19 protein-coding genes and 1 riboswitch are annotated in these 21,254 nt (G+C 59.5%); of the genes, 15 read left to right on the top strand and 4 right to left on the bottom strand.

Going from position 1 to position 21,254, the window contains the following annotated elements; genetic code table 11:
* The 3 genes from ACZM96_RS04750 to ACZM96_RS04740 form a co-directional block, all read left to right on the top strand.
* Positions 1–90, top strand: a 90-nt coding sequence (locus ACZM96_RS04750; RefSeq protein WP_489487710.1) for an ABC transporter ATP-binding protein C-terminal domain-containing protein, incomplete at its 5' end; no start/stop codon positions are given.
* On the top strand, positions 91–810 hold the full coding sequence (locus ACZM96_RS04745) for an ABC transporter ATP-binding protein (protein ID WP_489487709.1): 720 nt from the start codon (positions 91–93) through the stop codon (positions 808–810).
* Positions 811–815: 5 nt separating this feature from the next.
* Positions 816–1,940 carry a M20 family metallopeptidase gene (locus tag ACZM96_RS04740; protein ID WP_489487708.1) on the top strand — a complete coding sequence of 375 codons (1,125 nt, stop codon included), beginning with the start codon at positions 816–818 and terminating at the stop codon, positions 1,938–1,940.
* Between the two features lie 204 nt (positions 1,941–2,144).
* Here ACZM96_RS04740 and ACZM96_RS04735 read toward each other — a convergent pair whose 3' ends face one another.
* The gene (locus ACZM96_RS04735; protein ID WP_489487707.1) at positions 2,145–2,753 is read right to left on the bottom strand and encodes a methylated-DNA--[protein]-cysteine S-methyltransferase; all 609 of its coding nucleotides are present in this window, start codon (positions 2,751–2,753) and stop codon (positions 2,145–2,147) included.
* 452 nt (positions 2,754–3,205) lie between these two features.
* On the opposite strand from ACZM96_RS04735, the gene ACZM96_RS04730 reads away from it, so the two are divergent.
* A complete protein-coding gene (locus ACZM96_RS04730) occupies positions 3,206–4,195 on the top strand; it encodes a diaminopimelate dehydrogenase (protein ID WP_489487706.1) in 990 nt (329 codons plus the stop codon).
* 329 nt (positions 4,196–4,524) lie between these two features.
* Here the strand turns inward: ACZM96_RS04730 and ACZM96_RS04725 are convergent, their stop codons facing one another.
* Both ACZM96_RS04725 and ACZM96_RS04720 read right to left on the bottom strand, forming a co-directional pair.
* Positions 4,525–5,355, bottom strand: a complete 831-nt coding sequence (locus ACZM96_RS04725; protein ID WP_489487704.1) for an amidohydrolase family protein — start codon at positions 5,353–5,355, stop codon at positions 4,525–4,527.
* A 29-nt stretch (positions 5,356–5,384) separates the two neighbouring features.
* Complete coding sequence (locus ACZM96_RS04720; protein ID WP_489487702.1) at positions 5,385–6,845, bottom strand: SLC13 family permease; 1,461 nt, start codon at positions 6,843–6,845, stop codon at positions 5,385–5,387.
* A 142-nt stretch (positions 6,846–6,987) separates the two neighbouring features.
* On the opposite strand from ACZM96_RS04720, the gene ACZM96_RS04715 reads away from it, so the two are divergent.
* Both ACZM96_RS04715 and ACZM96_RS04710 read left to right on the top strand, forming a co-directional pair.
* Positions 6,988–7,926 carry a LysR family transcriptional regulator gene (locus ACZM96_RS04715; protein ID WP_489487701.1) on the top strand — a complete coding sequence of 313 codons (939 nt, stop codon included), beginning with the start codon at positions 6,988–6,990 and terminating at the stop codon, positions 7,924–7,926.
* A 72-nt stretch (positions 7,927–7,998) separates the two neighbouring features.
* Positions 7,999–8,997 (top strand): glycosyltransferase family 2 protein, encoded by a 999-nt coding sequence (locus ACZM96_RS04710; protein WP_489487699.1) that lies wholly within the window; start codon positions 7,999–8,001, stop codon positions 8,995–8,997.
* A gap of 85 nt (positions 8,998–9,082) precedes the next feature.
* Here ACZM96_RS04710 and ribB read toward each other — a convergent pair whose 3' ends face one another.
* Positions 9,083–9,736 carry a 3,4-dihydroxy-2-butanone-4-phosphate synthase gene (ribB, locus tag ACZM96_RS04705; RefSeq protein WP_489487697.1) on the bottom strand — a complete coding sequence of 218 codons (654 nt, stop codon included), beginning with the start codon at positions 9,734–9,736 and terminating at the stop codon, positions 9,083–9,085.
* Between the two features lie 89 nt (positions 9,737–9,825).
* Positions 9,826–9,970, bottom strand: a riboswitch (FMN riboswitch).
* Between the two features lie 216 nt (positions 9,971–10,186).
* Here ribB and tyrS point away from each other — a divergent pair.
* From tyrS to ACZM96_RS04660, 9 genes are all read left to right on the top strand, one after another.
* Positions 10,187–11,386, top strand: a complete 1,200-nt coding sequence (gene tyrS / locus ACZM96_RS04700) for a tyrosine--tRNA ligase (protein WP_294485020.1) — start codon at positions 10,187–10,189, stop codon at positions 11,384–11,386.
* Between the two features lie 3 nt (positions 11,387–11,389).
* Positions 11,390–11,749 (top strand): hypothetical protein, encoded by a 360-nt coding sequence (locus ACZM96_RS04695; RefSeq protein ID WP_294485021.1) that lies wholly within the window; start codon positions 11,390–11,392, stop codon positions 11,747–11,749.
* Between the two features lie 791 nt (positions 11,750–12,540).
* Complete coding sequence (locus tag ACZM96_RS04690) at positions 12,541–13,473, top strand: DnaJ C-terminal domain-containing protein (RefSeq protein ID WP_489487694.1); 933 nt, start codon at positions 12,541–12,543, stop codon at positions 13,471–13,473.
* Between the two features lie 28 nt (positions 13,474–13,501).
* Complete coding sequence (locus ACZM96_RS04685; protein WP_294485026.1) at positions 13,502–13,810, top strand: chaperone modulator CbpM; 309 nt, start codon at positions 13,502–13,504, stop codon at positions 13,808–13,810.
* 196 nt (positions 13,811–14,006) lie between these two features.
* Positions 14,007–16,631: an ATP-dependent chaperone ClpB gene (gene clpB / locus ACZM96_RS04680; protein ID WP_489487692.1), complete on the top strand. Its 2,625-nt coding sequence runs from the start codon at positions 14,007–14,009 to the stop codon at positions 16,629–16,631.
* Between the two features lie 548 nt (positions 16,632–17,179).
* Entirely contained in the window at positions 17,180–18,553 is a 1,374-nt protein-coding gene (locus ACZM96_RS04675; RefSeq protein WP_489487690.1) for an outer membrane homotrimeric porin, read from the top strand.
* 226 nt (positions 18,554–18,779) lie between these two features.
* Positions 18,780–19,109 (top strand): hypothetical protein, encoded by a 330-nt coding sequence (locus ACZM96_RS04670; protein ID WP_489487689.1) that lies wholly within the window; start codon positions 18,780–18,782, stop codon positions 19,107–19,109.
* Positions 19,110–19,388: 279 nt separating this feature from the next.
* Positions 19,389–20,237: an amidohydrolase family protein gene (locus ACZM96_RS04665; protein ID WP_489487688.1), complete on the top strand. Its 849-nt coding sequence runs from the start codon at positions 19,389–19,391 to the stop codon at positions 20,235–20,237.
* A gap of 26 nt (positions 20,238–20,263) precedes the next feature.
* A complete protein-coding gene (locus ACZM96_RS04660) occupies positions 20,264–20,842 on the top strand; it encodes a hypothetical protein (RefSeq protein WP_489487687.1) in 579 nt (192 codons plus the stop codon).
* Positions 20,843–21,254: the final 412 nt, after the last annotated feature.

The raw sequence follows: 21,254 nt of genomic DNA, 5'->3' as shown, positions 1-21,254 counted from the left end.
TTCGGCAGCAAGCTCTGCGAGGGAAGCTATGATGAGGTAACGTCCAACCCTGTGGTGCAGCAGGCCTATCTGGGAACGGAGGTGGTATAGATGGATGTCGCGTTTTCCCCTCTCAGAGTAGAAAATCTGTTTGTGGCCTACGGCAAGGCCGACGTCATCTGCGGCGTGAACATGGAAGTCTGCGCGGGCCGCATTACCGGACTTCTGGGAGCCAACGGCGCGGGCAAGACCACGCTTCTGCGGGCCATACTCGGCCTTACGCCGCCCAGAAAGGGCAGCGTGCTGTTCAACGGCATGGAGATTTCCGGCCTGCCGCCGCACAAGATTGCGGCGCGCGGCATCAGCTGCATTCCCGAAGGCAGACGCATCTTTTCCAAGATGACCGTGGAAGAAAACCTTCTCATGGGCGCCTACATGGAAAAGGACGGGGACAAGATCCGTCAGCGTCTCGAACGGGTGTACCGCATTTTTCCGCGCCTTCTTGAGCGGCGCGAGCAGTTTGCGGGCACCATGTCCGGCGGCGAACAGGCCATGGTGTCCATCGGCCGCGGACTCATGAACGAACCCAAGCTCCTTATCATCGACGAACCTTCCCTGGGGCTGTCCCCCGCGCTGGTCAACGACAACTTCCGCGTCATACGGAAGATTTGCGAAGACGGCATTGCCGTGTTCCTGGTCGAGCAGAACGTGCGGCAGACCCTGGCCATAGCCCATTACGGCTACGTTCTGGCGCAGGGACGCGTGGTGGCCGAAGGAACGGCGGAAGAGCTGAAAAAGAGTGAAGAAGTAAAGAAGGCGTATTTCGGATGAGCGGCATGAATGATTTCAGCGGAACGGGCCTGGCCCGGTGGATGGTTGGCTGCGACACCATAACGAGCGGAAGCAACGAGTATGCGCTGCTTGAGCAGATTGCGGCATGGCTGAAGCAGGCGGGATTCACCGTCGTTCTCGACAGGTACGACGACACCGATCCCGGAAAATGCAGTCTTTCCGCGCACCTTCATCCCGAATGCGAGGGCGGGGCGCTGTGCCTGGCCGGTCATGTGGACACGGTGCCTCTCGGAACAAAGCCGTGGAAGCATGATCCCTTTTCCGGGGAGATCATCGACGGCTGCCTGTACGGCCGCGGTTCCTGCGATATGAAGAGCGGCGCCGCCGTCATGCTGGCCGCGGCGCTGGCCATGGCTCCCCGCATTCATGATAGGGATCTTGTGCTGCATCTCTACGGAGGAGAGGAGCGGGGCTGCAAGGGCTCGTTCCACATGCCGGAGCAGGAGTTTCGGAACATTGCGGCCGTCGTCGTGGGAGAGCCCACGGGAGCGCGACCTCTTGCCGGACACAAGGGAGCCCTGTGGCTTCGCCTGTCCTCGTCGGGCCGCACGTCGCATGCGTCCATGCCTGAGAAAGGCGACAGCGCGCTTGCAAAAATGCTTCCGGCCGCCAATCGTCTTCTGGATTTCGTCGCTGAGGGAACGCATCCGTTCATGGGCAGGGGCACGTCGGTGCTCTCCACGCTGCATTCCGGTTTGAACAGCAATTCCGTGCCCGACTCGGCCGTGCTGACCATGGACATCCGTTCGGTGCCCGGCATGGATCATGAAAAGATGCGGGAAGAGATTCTGGACATCTGCGGAAAGGACATCGCCATGGAAACGACCCTGGACATTCCGCCGGTGTGGACGGACCCGGAACATCCGTGGATGAAGCGCGTGTACGCCCTGTACGAAAAGCTTTCCGGCAAGCCGGCCGAGGTGGCCACGGTGCAGTTCTTTACCGATGCCGCCGCGCTTCGGACCAGACTGCCGCAGGTTCCGGTAGTTGTTTTCGGCCCCGGCGAAAGTTCCATGGCCCATCAGGTGGACGAGGCCTGTCCGGTTTCTCAGATAGAGTTCATGGAGAACATCTGCCGGGAATTGATTCGTGACTGGTATGAACTCTGACGTTGCCCGTTCTTTCACTCGTTGAAAGGAGAAAAGGCCGTGCCGATGCAAAACATCGGGGCGGCCTTTTCTTATGCGCGTTGATGGACGTTGCTTTTGCGGGCGGAAAGCTGCGGGCAAAGCGCAGGAAGAAGCGCAAGGGGGCGTGCCGTTGGAAAAACACGCCTTTTGCCATGGAAGCGACGGCGCGCCGTGTTCCCGAACTCAGGCGTTGCGGCCGGAAACGCGGTTTGCCGCGCCGCGGCGCTCCGTTTGGGCGGCGGACGTTTTGAGACGACGGGAAGCGCCCGGCGCAGGGGCATGAAAGAGATCCGTGTTCACGCCTTCGAGCTTCAGCAGGCTGATTTTTTTGTCGATGCCTCCGGCGTATCCGGTGAGGCTTCCGTTGCTGCCGACGACGCGATGGCAGGGAATGATGATGGAAATGGGGTTGTGTCCCACCGCGCCGCCCACGGCCTGGGCGGACATGGTTTTCCTGTGAAAGGCGCGGGCGGCCTGTTCGGCGAGCTCTCCGTAGGTGACTACGCTGCCCCAGGGAATGCGGCACAGCGCCTGCCAGATGAAGCGGCGGAATTCGCTTCCCGCCGGGGCGAGGGGCAGTTCGTCGGGCGAGGGCCTTTGCCCGGAAAAATATCGGTCGAGCCACGATACGGCCTGCATGAGCACGGGGCGGTCCGCGGCGGATACCGGCGGGACGGTCAGCGTGCTTTGAAAGTATTTCTGACCGTCGATCCAGAGACCGACGACGTGATCCTCGTCGCTGACGACGGTGAGCGGTCCGACGGGGGAGAAATATCGCACCGAGTAGAACATGGCACGCTCCTTGAGAGGATTTGCATGACCAAATTGTGCCACAAGCCGAAAAGAACTTCCAGCAGAGGCCGTGCCCTCCGGCGCGGAACAAGCCCATGCGGCTCGGAATTGTTCCGCCATCCGCCGTCGTTCTGGTGCGGAACGTTTGCAGGCAGACCGCCTTCATGATTCGACGTTGTTTCGGATTTTCGTTGCAAAAGAGTGTTCCGCAACTTCAAATATTTTCGGAACATTCGGAAATATCATATTTTTTTCTGCATCATCAAGGAGAAGACGGGATTCTGTCCGGTGCGGTGTTTCAGAGAATAATTTACAAATATGTAACGAAAGACACAAAAAAATATCATATTGGCACAGGCTTTTTCAAAAATGTTATTTTTTCTTGACTTTCCGGGACAATTTTTTATCGTTCAAAAAAAATCAACACCATCTTCATCATGGAGTCTTTTTTTATGTCCAAAATCAGAATCGGCATCGTGGGCTACGGCAATCTCGGCCGCGGCGTTGAACTGGCCGTTTCCGCCAATCCCGATCAGGAACTGGTGGCGGTGTTTTCCCGCCGCGATCCTTCCACCGTCAAGATTCTCACCGAAGGCGTTCCGGTGTGCCGTCTCGCCGACGTGGCGGATTGGAAGGGACGCATAGACGTCATGATTCTCTGCGGCGGCAGCGCAACCGATCTGCCCAAGCAGACCCCCGAGCTTGCGGCCATGTTCAACGTGGTGGACAGCTTCGACACGCACGCTCATATTCCCGACCATTTCGCCGCCGTGGACGAAGCCGCCCGCAAGGCCGGCACCATAGGCATCATCTCCGTGGGCTGGGACCCCGGCATGTTCTCCCTGAACCGCCTGTACGCCAACTGCATCCTGCCCGACGGTCATGACTACACCTTCTGGGGCCGCGGCGTGAGCCAGGGCCATTCCGACGCCATCCGCCGCATCAAGGGCGTGCTCGACGCCCGTCAGTACACCGTGCCGGTTCCTGAAGCCATGGAAGCCGTGCGCAGCGGCAGCAATCCTGAGCTGACCACCCGCCAGAAGCACACCCGCGAATGCTACGTCGTGGCCGCCGAAGGCGCGGACAAGGCCGCCATTGAGCATGAAATCAAGACCATGCCCAACTACTTCGACGAGTACGACACCACGGTGACCTTCATCAGCCAGGAAGAGCTTGACCGCGATCACAAGGGCATTCCGCACGGCGGCTTCGTGATCCGCACCGGCTGCACCGGTCAGCACGGCGAAACCAAGCACGTCATCGAATACTCCCTGAAGCTCGGCTCCAACCCCGAATTCACTTCCAGCGTGCTTGCCGCCTACGCCCGCGCCGCGTATCGCCTTTCCCAGAAGGGGGAAACCGGTGCGAGAACCGTGTTCGACATTGCGCCCGCGCTGCTTTCTCCCCGCGACGGCGCTGATCTGCGCGCGCACCTGCTGTAGTTTCAAAGCTTTTTGAAGCTCGACGCCCGATGATCTCTGCGACATCGGGCGTTTTTCTTTAAAAGGAAAACCGTCGGCCGTTTGGACCGACGGTTTTGTGCGTCATGACTGTGCGAAGATCGCCCGGCCTGTCGAAGCCTAGGAGAGACATGCCCGGCGTTTTTCAGCGCGGGCGCATGCGGCAACGACGCCTGTTCCGGAGAGGCAGGTAGGACGTGTGCCCCGGAAGGCGCGGCGATGCCGGGCGCATGGCCGCAGAAAGGCGCGACGCATGCCGCCGGAGGGCGCAGGTTTCAGGGGCAAAGCCGCGCCCTTCGGCGAACGATGGATTACAGGCCCAGGAAGCGCGCCGCGTTTTCGCCCATGACGAGCGGCTTCACTTCGTCGCGCAGCTGCGCAAGATACCCTTCCTTGGCGCCCTTGAGGGGCATGATGGGGTAGGCCGAGGAGAAGATGACGCGCTCGCGCAGCAGATAGTTGGCGGCCATGGCGTAGTCCGCCATGCCGGGGGAGCGGAGCATGTAGAAGTCGGGAGCGAGATACACGTTGCGGCGGTTCAGGGCGATCTGGCAGACTTCGGAAACATACGGCCATCCGCCGTGCATGAGGGCGATGTTCAGGCGGGGGAAGGCCGCGGCCACGTCGTCGATGAGCTCGGGGTTGTAGTAGCGCAGCGAGCGCGTCATGATGCCGCCGAAGGTGAACACCAGCGGAATGCCGTGTTCCTGGCAGTAGTCGTACAGGGGGAAGACCCAGGCGGAATTGACGAGCCAGGGAGTTTTGTCCTGGCCGGGCTCCATGACGATGCCGGTGCAGCGGCCGTTGACCACGAAGCGTTCGGCTTCCGCAATGGCGGCGTTGACGTCGTGGGCGTCGAGGCCCGCGAGTCCGACAAGTCTGTCGGGATACTGAGCAATGAGTTCCTCAAGATCCTCGTTGCGTCCGTTCGTGGCCTTGCGCACCGGCACGACCAGCTTGTCGATGCCGGCTTCGTCGGCTTCCTGCAGCAGCAGGGGCATGGAATACTGCCGGGCGGAAGGGGAAACCGGAGAGTCCACGCGGAGCATGCTTTCGTTGTTCAGGCGATCAAGAGATTCCTGGGTGAAGAAGTTGTCCTTGTAGGCGACAAAAGGCGCACGGACGCGAAAATCTATAACCATGATGGTGCTCCTTGGGTGAAAGGATGTTGTTAGAGTCCGACGGTGACCATGACGAGCGGCAGGCCGAGGCAGAGTATGCAGATGATGGCCGCCACGCAGCCGAAGATGCCTGCCTTGAAGGCTCTGCGCATGCCTACCCATGCGCCGTTGGCGAAGGAAAGGGCGCCCACCGTGGAAGCGGCCGGGGTGGCGTAGGCCGCGCCCGCCGCCAGCAGCATGAGAACGGTGAAGCCTGAAGGATTGATGCCCGTGCTCTGGCCGAGGTTCCAGATGAGGGGAACCGCGATGAGCACGATGGTGACGTTGTGCGTGAACTGCGTCATGATGTTGATGAAGATCATGAAGCCGGCAAGGAATATGAGAATGTTGCCGTCGCCCACGAAGCTGCTGAGAATGTCGGTGAGCACTCTGCTCAGACCTGCGCCGTCGCTGCTCAGTGCCGCGGAAACGGGCATGGAGGCGGCCAGCATCCAGATGACGTTCCAGTTGATGCCGGAAGCGCAGTCGTGAAAGTCGAACACGGGTTCGCCGTCCACGCGCAGGAAGGAGAGCACGCCGAGAATGACCACCATGGCCACCACCATGTTGAACTTGCCGAAGAAATTTGCCGCGGCGGAACCGGCGGGCAGAATGTTGGGCAGGAACATGACGAGGAGGAACACGACAAGGGCGGTGGCGGCGACGCGCTGCTTGTTGTCTATGTGTATCTGCGAGCTGATGCGGTCGAGGTATTCCGGCGTGAGATGGGAAAGACGGGCGATGTCCGGGCGGAAAATGAAGCGCACGATGAGCGTGTAGAGCAGCAGCGTGGCGATGCACACCGGCATGGCGATGGCGATGAGGGTGATGTTGTTGATGACGGCAGCGCCGCCGGACACGTCGGAAAGGGCGCTGATGCCCATGAGGTTCTGTCCGGCCCAGGGCTTGCAGGCAAAGGAGAGCACGCCGGCCATGTACACGCCTGCGAGCAGGTAGGCGGGATAGTCGTCGCCCTGCTTCATGTCGATGTCGTGGAACATGGAATAGAGAATGCCCGCGATGAGGAAGGCCGCGGGAACGCCGTCCACGAGAAAGCCGATGATGAGCGTGCCCGTGAGCACGCTGGCCGTGAAGATCCACGGATGACCGGCGAACACGCGGCGGCTCAGGCACCACTTGGCCATGACGTTGTTGATGCCGCTCTTGTCGCAGTAGGCGGTGAAGGCCAGCACGAACATGGTGAACAGCACGGCGGGGCTGCTGAAGGCGCTGCCGATGATCTTGCCGGGCTCGGCGTACCCGGTGAAGCCGAGCGCCACGAGACAGATCATGCTGGGCCAGGCGAAGCCTATGAAGGTCCATCCGTAGAGCATGCCGAGGAAGACGCCGAGAATGTTCATGCCCATGGGGGTAATGCCGACGGGCGGCAGAAATCCGATGCCGAAGGTGAGAAGAAAGAAAATGACGATATGCAGGATATGCCTGCTGTCAACGGCGGAAGGCTGTGTCATGGCGTTTCTCCTGAAAGTTGTCTGACGGGAGCTTGCGGCTCCTTTCACCATACCGTCATACAGAATGCGGACTATTGTGTATAATTTCTTTTTTTTATAAGCTGGTTATAAATTTTTTTATAGCACATTTCGTCGGAGTCTCATGCGTCTCGAGCAGCTTCAATATTTTGTTCAGGTAGTAGAATCGCACTCGTTCAACAAGGCGTCGCAGAAGCTCAACATCACGCAGCCTGCGCTCACCAATGCCCTCCGGGCGCTGGAAGAGGAACTCGGCGTGCAGCTTCTGGTGCGCAGTCACCGGGGCTGCGTTCCCACGGCGTGGGGAGTGCGCATTTACGAAGACTGCAAGAGTCTGCTTGCCGAACTTTCGGCGAAGATGGCTTCCTGGAAAAGGCTCAACGCCGGCAGCAGCGAGCCGGTGCTTGTTCCCGTGGTGGCCATTCCCTCGGCCTGCAACTATCTGACGGAGCATGTCTTCTCCCAGATGAAGCCGGAATTTCCGCTGGTGGACATCGTGCTTCACGAAGCCACGGTGTACGATTTGTACTCCTTTCTCAAGCAGGGCAAGGCGCATGTGGGGGTGACGGCCTTTTCGGAAGGCGAGGCCGAAAAGCTGGTGGCGCAGTACAGGGACATAGGTTTTCGCAGCGAGAGCCTCATGGAGGATGAATACTACATGTTCCTTTCCAGCAGCCATCCGCTGGCGGGAAAGGAGAGTCTCACGGTGGAGGACTGCGCCTCGCTGACCCTGGCCACCTATTCCAATCAGATGCTGAAACGCAATCAGCTTTTTCAGAAGAAGATATACGACGTCGTGGGCATCAAACGCTACGCCTACGTCAACAGCCGTGAAAACATCATGCAGATGGTGGCGCAGAACAAGGCCGCGGGATGTTTTCTGCACAAGATGTCGGCCTACAGCTGGTACGTCACCAACGGACTCATCCGCGCCGTTCCCGTGGAGGGTTTGCATCTCATGCCGTCGCGCCATTATCTGATAAGCCTTGAGGATGAGGCGCTCAGCCCGGAGGAGCGGCAGGTGGCGGACTTCATCCGCCGGCGTTACGGCGATCAGCCTTGACGGATCAACGGCCTCGGGCCATAGTGATATTTTGCAGAAAAGTGTTTCGGCCGTTGCGCAAGAGGTGGGAATATGGAGCACACGGAAGTCGGCGTCATCATTCTGACGTACAATGACTGGAAAAATACGCTGGAATGTCTTGCCTGCGTGCATGCCCAGAGCGGATTGCCCCGTCGCATCGTGGTGTGCGACAACGGCTCCGACAACGAGGTGGCCGACCGCATTCTTGAGGAATGGAGCGCTCTCGCCGCCCGGGACGGGCTGCCCGAGCCGGTGGAGGCGTACGGCGCCGACACGTCGGCCGCGCCGCTGGTGCTGCTTCGCCGGGAAGAGCCGGAGAGCATAGGCGGAGCCATGAATGCGGGCATGCGCTTTCTTCTTTACGACAGGGACTGCCATGCCTTCTGGCTGCTGCGCAACGACGCGCGTCCGGAATCGTTTGCGCTGGCGGCGCTGTTGCGGCATCTGGAAGAGGACGGGCTCAGTCAGCCCATCGGCATGGTGGGCTCCACGCAGCTCGTCAAGGATTCGGACGTGCTGGAATGCGCGGCCGGCGGACGCTGGAGCCGCTGGACCGGCGATCAGATTCCGCTGGACAAGGGGCTGGAGCGGCACGGTCTTTCCGACAGAAAGGAGATTGCGGACCGTCTGGACTACGTTTCCGACGCGTCCTGCCTCATCACCCGGGCCATGGCGGAGGACATCGGACTTTTCGACGAGCGTTTCAGCGGATTTTACGAGGACGTGGAATACGGGATTCGGGCCAGAAAGGCGGGATACGCGCTGAACTGGGCTCCGGGCGCGCTGGTGCGGCGCATGGACTGTTCCACTGCGGGCCTGACGCCCTTTCTGAGCGTGACCGACGATCCGGAGCTTGCGCCTCGCGACGACATGAATTTCATACGCGCGCGTTTTTATCTTCTGCGGCGGGCGCATCCGTTTGCGCTGCCGTTCATGCTTCTGGCGCTGCCGTTTTCGTGGCGCACTTTTCGTTCCCGCCGGGGCCGTTTCTTCATGGTCATGCGTGCGGCGCTGGATGGCGCGGCAGGGCGCATGCGTCAGGAAGGCTGACCTGTGCTCAGAAGCGATGACGCATCTTGACGAACAAAAAAAGCCCCCGTCCGAACACGGACGGGGGCTTTTTGTCGGCGGAAACTTAGTTCTTGCCTTCCATTTCCATGCGGTACTGCGCCACGTCGTCAACGGTGGCGAGAGGCATGTTGTGGGCGCGGGCGAAGTCGGCCACTTCGGGCAGGCGGGCCATGGTGCCGTTTTCGAGCGTGAGTTCGCACAGCACGCCCGCAGGCGCGAGACCGGCCATGCGGCACAGATCCACGGTCACTTCGGTGTGTCCGCGGCGCTCCAGAACGCCGTTGGGCTTGGCGCGCAGGGGGAACACGTGGCCGGGGCGGTTCAGATCTTCGGGCTTGGCGTCGGGAGCGATGGCGGCCTTGATAGTGGTGACGCGGTCGGCGGCGGAAACGCCGGTGGTGACGCCCTTTGCGGCTTCGATGGTCACGGTGAAGGCCGTGTGGTTCTTGTTGGTGTTGTTCTGCACCATGGGAGGCAGATCAAGGGCGTTGGCCTTTTCGTCGGTGAGGCAGAGGCAGACGATGCCGCTGCATTCGCGGATGAGCAGGGCCATCTGCGCGGGCGTGAGCGTTTCGGCGGCGTAGATGAGGTCGCCTTCGTTTTCGCGGTCTTCGTCATCGACGATGAGCACGCCGTTGCCGCTCTTGAGCGAGGCGATGGCGCGTTCGACGCGTTCACGGGGAGTTCCGAAGGATTCAAGGATGGAAAGCTGACGCATGACAAACTCCTTTTGGAGAATATCCGGCATCAGGGCGGCATAAGGCGCTGGGAGAGAGGAGAGGGGGTGCCTCCGCGCGGAGGCCTGGGATCCATTCTCTTTCGTCCGGACTGTTACCGTCGGCTCCGGATTTGCACCGGATCTGCGCATCTTCCCATGAAGATTTGCCCGCGGGCTTCCGGCCGAGGCCGGATCACCGCCGGTGGGGACTTTCACCCCGCCCTGAGAAATATGGGCTTATTTTTAATGCGTTTCCGCATGCTGTCAAGAGCCGTCTCGTTTTTTTGTGCGTTCCGGGAAGAGAAGGGGAGGGCGCGTCGGCGCGCGGGGCGGATGCGGCGTTGACAGAGCCGCCCAAGCCTGCGAGAATGCCTGCTTGCCCGTGTTCCGGCCCCTTCCGACGGGCAAGGATTTTTATCATTCAGCGCCGCTATCGGCAGGAGCAATACAGTGATGACCATTGACGAACAGGTGAAGATCATACGTCGCGGCATTGTGGACCTTGTGAGCGAAGAGGATCTTCGCAAGAAACTGGCCCGTGACAAGCCTTTGAACATCAAGGTCGGCTTCGACCCCACCGCGCCCGACCTGCACCTCGGGCATACCGTGGTCATCCACAAGATGCGTCAGTTCCAGGAACTCGGCCACAACGTCACCTTCCTCATCGGCGATTTCACCGGCCGCATCGGCGATCCGTCCGGCAAGTCCAAGACGCGTCCTCCGCTCACGGAAGAGGAAGTGAAAAAGAACGCCGAAACCTACAAGGAACAGGTGTTCAAGATTCTCGATCCTGAAAAGACGACCGTGGCCTTCAACTCCGAATGGGGCGACAAGCTCACTCCCGCCGATTTTCTGCGCCTCATGTCCAACTGCACCGTGGCCCGCATGATGGAGCGCGACGACTTTGCCAAGCGCTACCGCGAAAACACGCCCATCGCCATTCATGAATTCATGTATCCTCTGCTGCAGGCCTACGACTCCGTCATGCTGCGCACCGACGTGGAAATGGGCGGCACCGATCAGATCTTCAACCTTCTCATGGGCCGCACCCTTCAGGGCCACTACGGCCTGGAAGCCCAGTGCGCGCTTACTCTGCCTCTGCTGGTGGGCCTGGACGGCGAACGCAAGATGTCCAAGTCCTACGGCAACTACATAGGCGTCATGGAAGCGCCCGCCGATCAGTTCGGCAAGGCCATGTCCATTTCCGACGACCTCATGTGGAACTGGTACGAGCTCATTTCCGTGAAGTCGCTGGAAGAAATCGCCGACATGAAGGCCCGCGTGCAGGCCGGCACGCTGCATCCCAAGCTGGTGAAGGAAGAGCTCGCCATGGAAATCGTGGCCCGCTACCACGGCGAGGAAGCGGCCCGCGCCGCCCGTGAAGGCTTCAACAACGTGTTCGGCAAGGGCGGCATTCCTGAAGACGCCATTACCTGGAGCGTCAATTCCGCCGAAGACGACTGCTCGCCCGTGGCCATTCTGGCCGCCACCGGCCTGGTGCCTTCCCGCGGCGAGGCCAAGCGCAAGATTGCCGCCGGCTCTCTCAAGGTGAACGGCGAAAAGCTGACCGACGGCCTGACCGCGCTGCCTGCCGGCGAATATACGCTCAAGTACGGCAAGAAGGGCTTTGTCGTGCTGACGGTGAAGTAGTCCATGATTGATCGCAAACCGGAACCTTTCGGCCGCTGCGCCGACGATCGCTGCCCCGGTCGCTGCCCGTACCGCGACCCGGAACTCATGACGCCCGAAGGCCGCGCCGCGCTGCTGGCCGACCGCCGTCCCGCCGAAGGCGAGCCCTGGCCCGCCAAGGTGGTGCATGTGACGTGCCAGCCGGAAGAGACGCAGGTGGACGTGCCCCGCGTGAAGGCCAAGAACGTGGGCATTCTGCTGCATACTCTTGGACTGCGGCAGGGGACCGCCATCGTGGCCTGCGGCGACACGCTTCTCACGCCAGACACGCCGCTGTACCCCAATCAGCGCGTGCTGGTCAGAAAGGTCATGAGCAGCGGCTGATGCGGCAGGCCGCCCGTTCGCAGGCGGCGTTTTGCCGGAGCGGGCGCTCCGGTCTGACGCTCCCGCCGGGCGTTCCTTTATCCTTAATTAATGACGGCGTTCCTTCGCCCGCATTCGATTCCCGGAATCGGGACGGAGCCGGGCGAAGGAACGCCGATGTTTTTCCGGCTTTTTCCGAGCGGCATGATCGATCGGAAAAGGCTTTGCCTGTCAGGCGGCTCGTCCGTGCGGAATCTTCGTGCGGCCGGGCCGCTTTTTTATTTGAAAGACGGGCGTCTTGTTTCATCTTCTTGGAGCGGAGGCGCCGTCCGTTTTTCTGATTTCTGCCGCGTTGCGGGGAAGGGGACCGTCCGGCTTGCGGGCGCGCCCATGCGCAGAGAGCCGCATGCGCCGCCGCGGCCCGGAGTGTTCCGGCCACGTCGTTTCCCAAGCCTTCGCCTGAGAAAAGCGGTGCTTTGGGTTTCGTCCGTTCGGCGTTCCCGCCGCGGTTTTCGCCTGGGAAGACTTCCGGGCGCGAGTGCGGCCTGCCGGGCGTTTTTTTGCAGACCGCGCGGCGCTGAAAAACTGCCTTCCTTCCGTCTGAGGGGCGAAAAAAAGTGGCGTTTCGTCCCCGGTGTCTTTCCGTGAAAAGACTGCACATTTTTGTTGGACGGATGGAGGATTTATCATCCCCGGCGTCCACTTTTTTCGGCTTTCTTGCTGAAATAAGACACAATTCCCCTTGACTGCCCGGACCTCGTGCTTATCTCAATGTCGATGCGGAAAAATGATGCATCACAGGAGACAATGATATGGGTGTGGCTTACAAGGATTACTACAAGTTGCTGGGCGTAGAGCGCTCGGCATCGAAGGATGAAATCTCCAAGGCTTACAAGAAGCTCGCCCGCAAGTATCATCCCGACCTGAATCCCGGCGACAAGAGCGCCGAAGAGAAGTTCAAGGACATCAATGAGGCCTATGAGGTCCTCAAGGACGATGAAAAGCGCCGCATGTACGACCAGCTCGGCCCGAACTGGAAGGACGGACAGCAGTTTACCGGCGGCCCCGGCTTTGAGAACTTCAACTTCAATTTCAACGGCGCGCAGGGCGGCTTCAGCGGCGTGAACAGCGACTTTTTCGAGGCGCTGTTCGGTCAGATGGGCCGCGGCGGCTTCGGCAGACATGAGGGCGATGATCCCTTCGGATCGTTCCAGAGCGGCTACAGCCGTCGCTCGCGGCGCGGTTCCGATGTGGAAGCCGAAATCGACATCACGCTTGAAGAAGCCCGCAGGGGCGGTACCAAGCAGGTGACGCTCACCGGCGGCGGCACGTCGACCAACCTGCAGATAACCATTCCCGCCGGCATACGCGACGGAGGCAAGCTCCGTCTGCGCGGCAAGGGCAATCCCGGCAATCCTGCTGGCGATCTGTATCTCACCGTGCGCTACGCGAAGCACCCCGTGTTCCGCGTGGACGGGCTGGATGTTACCTGCGACGTAACGTTGCAGCCCTGGGAGGCCGTGTTCGGAACCAAAAAGCGCGTGCCCACGCTGGACGGCGATGTGGAAATGAATATTCCCGCCGGCAGCTCCAGCGGACGCCGTCTGCGTATCCGCGGACGCGGCCTTGGTCCGGCCACGGGCCGGGGCGACGAATATGTGACCGTCGCCATCAGCGTGCCCAAGCCGGAAGATTTGACTGAAGAACAGCTGAAACACTGGAAGGCTCTTGCCGGACAAAAGTAAGCTGCCGGAATGATATAAGAGGTGGGATATGGCGATTAAAACTGTAACCGCGTGCTCTCCCGCAGCCTCTGCGCTGGTTGCCTGGTCCGAATTTCTGGAACAGACGGGCACGCCGGTGGAACGTGTCCGGGAACTCATGGAACTTGGCTGGCTGGAACCTGCCGGTCAGGCTACCCATGCCGTCTTCTTCCGCCGTTCCGATATTTACCGCACCAGAAAGCTGACGCGGCTGTGCGAAGATTTCGAGATGCCCTGCGTGGCAGGCACCATCATCGTGGATCTTCTGGACCGCATTGCGAATCTGGAAACGCGCCTCAGAGAGCTGGAACGCCGATAGGCTCCGGCCGGCGCAAAACGTTCGGGAAGCTGCGCTCCCGAGCGGATATTTCAAGCAAATCTACGGTTCCGGCCGGGCCGGAACTGATGTCTGAAGTGTGGAGCGCCTGCGCCCTGAAAGGGCGGGACGACGAAACATTTGCCTTGCCCGACAGGCGCAAGCCCCGGTACAGGCGTTCCGCAGGGAGGAGTTTTTTATGGACATGAACAAGCTTACCATGAAGGCGCAGGAGGCGCTGGGCGACGCTCAGAACATTGCCCTCATGCGCAATCATCAGGAAGTGGACGTCGAGCATCTCGCGCTCGCGCTGCTGCGTCAGAAGGACGGGCTCGTTCCCGGCATTCTTTCGCGCATGAACGCGAAGCCCGAAGTCATCGCCGCGGAGCTGGAACAGGCGCTGGACAAGCGTCCTTCCGTGACCGGTTCCGGCGTGGAGCAGCAGACCATACGCATCACGCAGCGTCTGGCCCGCGCGCTCGCTCAGGCCGATGAGCTCGCTCGTCGCCTCAAGGATGAATATATCAGCGTGGAGCACATCTTCGCTCAGCTCATTGAAGCGGGCGGAGTCATGGGCGACATCTGCCGCAAGAACGGCATCGATCAGGAAAAGTTCCTGCGCGCCACCGCGGAAGTGCGCGGCGGTCAGCGCGTGACCTCGGCCAGCCCCGAAGAAACCTACGAGGCGCTCTCCAAGTACGGACGCGATCTTGTGGAAGAGGCCGGCAAGGGCAAGCTCGACCCCGTCATCGGCCGCGATCAGGAAATCCGCCGCACGATCCGTATTCTGTCCCGCCGCACGAAGAACAACCCTGTTCTTATCGGTGAGGCCGGCGTCGGGAAGACCGCCATTGTGGAAGGGCTTGCGCACCGTATCGTGAAGGGCGACGTGCCCGAAGGCCTGAAGAACAAGAAGCTCATCGCTCTGGATATGGGCGCACTCATTGCGGGCGCGAAGTACCGCGGCGAATTTGAGGAACGTCTGAAGGCCGTGCTCAACGAAGTGCAGCGCGCGGAAGGCCGCATCATTCTGTTCATCGATGAACTGCACACCATTGTGGGCGCAGGCAAGACCGACGGCGCCATGGACGCGAGCAACCTGCTCAAGCCCATGCTGGCCCGCGGCGAACTGCACTGCATAGGCGCGACCACCATTGACGAGTACCGCAAGTATATTGAAAAGGATCCGGCTCTGGAACGTCGTTTCCAGCCCGTGCTGGTGGACGAGCCCAATACCGAAGACGCCATTTCCATTCTGCGCGGTCTGAAGGAACGCTTTGAAGTGCATCACGGCGTGCGCATCAGCGACTCCGCCATCGTGGAAGCCGTGGTGCTCTCGCAGCGCTACATTTCCGACCGTCAGCTGCCGGACAAGGCCATCGACATCATTGATGAAGCCGCGGCCATGATCCGCACGGAAATTGATTCGCTGCCTTCCGAGCTCGATGAAATCAACCGCAAGGTCATGCAGCTCGAAATCGAGCGTGAGGCCCTGCGCCGCGAAACCGACGACGCTTCCCGCGAGCGTCTGCAGAAGCTGGAAAACGAGCTCGCCGACCTGCGCGGCACGCAGACCACGCTGCGCACCCGCTGGGAAGAGGAAAAGAAGGTCATCAACGGCGTGCGCAAGCTCAAGGAACAGATTGAGCAGACCCGTCATCAGATTGAAGAGGCGGAACGCTCCTACGATCTGGCCAAGGCTTCGCAGCTGAAGTACGCTACGCTCCCCGAGCTTGAAAAGCAGCTCAAGGAGACCGAAGCGAAGGCAGCTGCTCAGAGCGACGGCAAGGAAACCCGCCTGCTCCGCGAGGAAGTGGGTCCGGACGACGTGGCCGACATCGTGGCCCGCTGGACCGGCATTCCGGTGACGCGTCTTTTGCAGTCGGAACGCGAAAAGCTGCTGGAGCTGCCTGCGCGTCTGCATGAACGCGTGATCGGTCAGGACGAGGCCGTGCAGGCCGTGTCCGATGCGGTGCTGAGGGCACGCGCCGGTCTTTCCGACCCGCATCGCCCGCTCGGTTCCTTCATCTTCCTCGGCCCCACCGGCGTGGGCAAGACCGAACTGTGCAAGGCGCTTGCCGAAGCACTGTTCGATACCGAGGACAACATGATTCGTCTCGACATGAGCGAATACATGGAGAAATTCTCGGTTTCCCGCCTCATCGGTTCGCCGCCAGGATATGTCGGTTATGAGGAAGGCGGTCAGCTCACCGAGGCCGTGCGCCGCAAGCCCTACAGCGTGGTGCTCTTCGATGAGGTGGAAAAGGCGCATCCCGACGTGTTCAACACGCTGCTTCAGCTTCTGGACGACGGTCGTCTGACCGACAGCCAGGGCCGCACCGTGGACTTCCGCAACACCATCATCATCATGACGTCCAACATTGGCTCGCCGATCATGCTGGACGGCATCGACGAGAAGGGTGAATTCAAGCCCGGCGTGCGCGACGCGGTGATGAATGAACTCAAGAAGTTCTTCCGTCCCGAGTTTCTGAACCGTGTGGATGAAACCGTGATGTTCTATCCGCTGCGCGCGGATCAGATCGGCTCCATCGTGGATCTGCAGATCAAGAGCCTGCAGAAGAGACTCGACGAGCGCAAGATCACGCTGGAACTTTCCGACGAAGCCCGCAGCTTCATTGCCGAATCCGCCTACGACCCCGCCTACGGCGCGCGTCCGCTCAAGCGCTGGATCCAGCATAACCTGGAAACCAGGCTCGCCCGTGCAGTCATCAGCGGTGAAATCCGCGACGGCTGGAAGGTGCGCGTGGTGGTTGACAAGAATGAAGACGGCGGCACCCTGAGATTCGAGAGAGTGGAAGGGTAAGGCCTGATTGAATCATAGCCGCTCCGGCAACGGAGCGGCGGCAGAGAGCCTGCCATGTCGATTATCGGCATGACGGGCTCTTTTTTTATGCCCTGAGTGCGGCGAGATGTAGCGGAGAGCTTGGGGTAAAATGAGGGTAGCTTGAATAACATAGTGAAATTATAATATTATTATTTTGATAATCGGGCGAGGCTGTCGAAACGCGCTCGGCCTGCAGAAGCCTTCCGGTACGGCAGTCAGGTAAGGGAAAGCAGAACGGTTTGCCGCCGGAGTTGCCGGGGCGGATTAGACATCGCCGCCCTGAGTGCGGGCGTTCGGCGTGGAAGAGCCAGACGGCCGTGCCATGATTTTTGACAAAATTTTTGACGAAACCGGGCGGCAACTGCGGGCGGAATAAAAAATTTTTTGCGGAAAAACTTTGATTTTAACATCTCGTTAACAGAAAAATATCGTTTCCTTTCATTTTGGGGTGCCAAGGTCGTCTCATGGAAAAAGAGGGATTTTCCATAACGGTGTTACAAACCAATTTTTGCAAAGGAATGACTACAATGAAAAAGCTTACTACGCTTCTTCTGGCTGCCGGCCTCGTTTTTGCCGCGTCTGCCCCTGCTTCCGCTGTTGATCTTAAGATGGACGGCCAGTATCTGTTCAACTTCATCACCGGCGAACGCGTCGGCACCGGCCAGAACTTCGACGAAGCTGGTCAGCGTCTGCGTCTCGGCATGACCCTTACCGCCAATGAAAACCTGTCCGGCTACTTCCAGGTTCAGGTCGGCACCGGCGTTGACAGCACCAGCACCTACGACTGGGGCTCCGATCCTTCCGGCAACAGCACCAAGATCGGCATGCGTCAGGCTTATGTGGATTGGGTGATTCCCCAGACCGTCGTGAAGGTCCGCATGGGCCGTCAGCTCGTTGGTCTGCCTGAAGACGCCTTCGGCAAGAACGCTATCATGCATCCCGGCTGGCAGGGCCGCGACGGTATCGTCGTGACCGCTCCTGCTACCGATTGGCTCGACCTCACCGCCTTCTGGCTGCGTGGCGGCTACGACAGCGTCAACACCTACGACACCGACCAGTCCAACAAGTCCGACTTCTTCGCCGCCACGGCCGCCTTCAAGTTCGACGGCTTCTCCTTCACTCCTTATGTGATGTACGCCTCCCTTGACGAGTCCTCCTTGTGGGATGAAGATGAAAACGACTATGTTGCCGGCAACCAACTGAGCACTCCCGACGGCACCAAAATTCTTGCCGACGGCAACGCCTTCTGGGCCGGCACCAACTTCGTGATGAGCTACTTCGATCCCTTCGTGCTGAAGGTCTCCGGCGCTTACGGCATGGTCAGCTACGACACTGCCAACGACGGCAAGAACTGGCAGGACCGCAGCGGCTGGTATGTGCAGGCCAAGGCCTCTTACAAGACCGCTTACGGCACCCCGATCTTCGGCGGCTGGTACGGCTCCGGTGACGATAGCGATGCTCAGTACGAAGGCCAGGGCTGGATTCCTGCCTGGGCCGGTCGTTTCCATCCCACCTTCGGCTACTCCGCTGGTGAATTCGGCCTGTTCGACACCACCACCCGTCACAACATCTCCGGCACCTGGGGCCTCCAGGCCGGTATCGAAGACGTCAGCTTCCTGCAGGATCTGACCCACAAGTTCACCGTCACCTGGTTCCAGGGCACCAACGACAACAATCTGGCTGCCGATGAGAACCCCTACAAGTACATGACCAGCAACGACAACGTTGTTGAATTCAACCTGGCCAGCACCTACAAGATCTACAAGAACCTGACCGCCTGCCTCGAACTCGCCTACATGATCACCGACTACAGCAAGGGCGACCATGCCGATTGGGCGGCTGACAACGAGACCGACAAGGACGGCTGGAGCACCGCTCTTACCTTCCAGTACATGTTCTAATTCGACGCGGACTTAGTCCGCATCGGGTCTGAGCCTGAGTAACGCGGGAGAGGATAGCAATATCCTCTCCCGTTTTCGTTTAACGCGTCGGCATACGGCAGCCTCCCTGACCTGACGAGCCTCTGCGTCTTTCGCTCGCGCCTCTCAGCTGTTGCTCGCCCCGCCGAACAGGAAGGCCGATCCTTTTCCCCAGCATGTCGGAACGCCCCTCGACCTTGCCTCAGGCATGAGCAGCGAAACGATGCACCATCGCCGCACACGACGCATCCTCTTTTTGTCGCTCCTGCGTTTTTGCGTCGTGCGCCTGCGCATCGAAGGGCGCGAATCCGCAGCGCCCGCACGTTCCGCAGACACGTTCGCAAAGGATGGAGCAAGGATGGAATCTGAAAATTCTGCAGGACGAAAGAAACGCCCTGCCTGCATCGCGTTGTTCCACCTGTCGGCAGCAACGCGCAACATGACGACAAAATCCTTTCACCGCATGGGCATTGATACAAAATTTTCGTTAAAACAAGGCGATATCACGAACAGGAAAACAAAAGCAGAACCCGCATAGGCAAACGATGCCGCATCCTTTCACGCTCATGCCTGCGAGTTTTTGTTTGTGAAAAGCGCATATCACCGCACGAACGGCGTCAGCAGGTGTTCGTCGGTTGACAAAAAACGGACAACCAATATTAAATGAACTGTTCTTTTCGGACTTTTGTCTCCTGCCGTGCCCCTCTGCCCGCAGGATTGAACTCCCTTCGGCTGAAGCTCCAAGGCTTCTTCACTATGGGATTCCTCAAGTGCCGCTGGTTGATTAACCGTTGCTCTGCCTTATGGAGGAATCACCATGATTTTCGATTTTCGTCTTCGTCCGCCGTACAAGGGATTCAAGAATCTCGGCATCTTCAATCCCGCCTGCAATGAAAAAATCCCTCAGAAGCATCACGGTATGCCGAGCGAGGCCGCTCGGAAAAAAGATCTCGACCTGTTCTGGAAGGAAATGGAAGACGCCGGCATATCCAGGGGCGTGGTCATAGGTCGGCAGGTGCCCAACGACGCCGCCTCCGTTCCCAATGACGACGTGCTCGACATGGCGCGCGAATTCCCCGACAAAATCATTCCCTTCGGCAGCCTCGACATCACCCGCGGCGTTTCCGCCACGCTCGACGAGCTGGAACGCTGCATTGAAGGCGGCATCAAGGGCATTGCCATGGAGCCCGCCTACGCCATGCCGCCCAGAAAGGCCGACGCCAACGTGCTCTATCCCCTGTACGCCCGCTGCGAAAAGGCGGGCATTCCCATGGTGCTGACTCTGAGCTTCTTCCAGGGCACGCTGGAATATTCCGATCCCTGCACCGTGCAACATGTAGCCAACGATTTCCCTCATCTTCAAATCGTCGTCGCCCACGGCTGCTATCCGTGGATTCCCATGATCTTCCAGGTGGCCATCACCAACAAGAACGTATGGCTGCTGCCCGACATCTACATGCTGAACCCCACGGCGCCCGGTAATCAGATGTTCGGCGAGGCCATGCAGTGGCTCGACGGCGAGCGTATTCTCTACGGTTCCGCCTGGCCCTGCTATCATCTGAAGCAGGCCGTTCACGACATCGAGCGCTTCCACCTCTCGCAGGAGCATAAGGAAAAATTCTTCTATAAGAACGCCGAAAAGCTCCTGAACATCAGTCTTTCTTAATCATCTCTGCCGAAAGAACCGTCCGCATGCGGACGGTTCTTTCTTCCCGCGGGGGATCGCCATTTCCTCCGAGAAACAAGACGTCGCTCACGGGAACGCTGGGGTACCCCGAAGGAAAGCCTTTCCTGCAATGGCGGCGTGCGAAGGAAAAAGGAAGCTTCAATCAGGTCAACGCTCGGAAGAATCCCGCTCGAAACGGCCACGCTTCTGAGCAAAGACGGGGACGCGCCACCTTGCCCGCCGCATACGGCAGGCAGTCGTCAAACACACGCTCAGGCAAAACAGGGCAAGGCGTGAGCAGCGTGTGCAGCCGCGGCACGGAAACAGCAGCACCGGTTTCCCCGGCTTTTGAACGCACACGCGCCTCGCGCATCTCTACGAAAAAGCAGAAGTTGTCGTTCCCGTACTGTTCTTTTTGTCACAATTTAATTCCTCTTCTTTTCTTTCAGCAACATCCCGTATTTTTTATTATTTTTACCACTTTTTCGTCATTTTTCCCATCTTTTTCCCTGAAAAAGCCCTTTTTTTCTCCCCGCTCCCCCTTTTCAGGCATGAGGTTTATTTTTTTTTGGGAAAATATTGACAAGCCTTCTGAAAACAGCTAGGGTGCCTTTCAGAAGTTGGTGGCCTTTCAGTGGGCACTCCTCATAGAGTGTACCGGCCTGGGGCCGACATTGCCGGTTCATCACATGAAGAATGTGGTGCGCTGGCTTTTTTTGTCTTGAAGACGGCAGTCCTGCTTGCAGCGCCGTCGTTCAGACAACGTTCTTGCCGCATCCTGATCGACAGTCGATGACGGCAACAATTTACTGGGTGTTTTGCTCGGACTTTCACCAAAAAGACTCCGCAAGGCAAAACAAAGCAGCCTGGAACACATATGTCAGATATGTGCGTCCGGGCTTTTTGTTTTTAAAGGAGATTGCCATGAGTATTTGTGACACCACTTGTTGCATGACCGGCCAGGAACAGCGACTCGCCGACGGCAGAGGTCAGTCCAGCCCCCGCGCCCGCACGAAC

This window comes from Mailhella sp. (assembly GCF_057866825.1).
The sequence above is the reverse complement of the archived record's forward strand: the minus strand, read 5'-3'. Positions and strand labels throughout refer to the sequence as shown.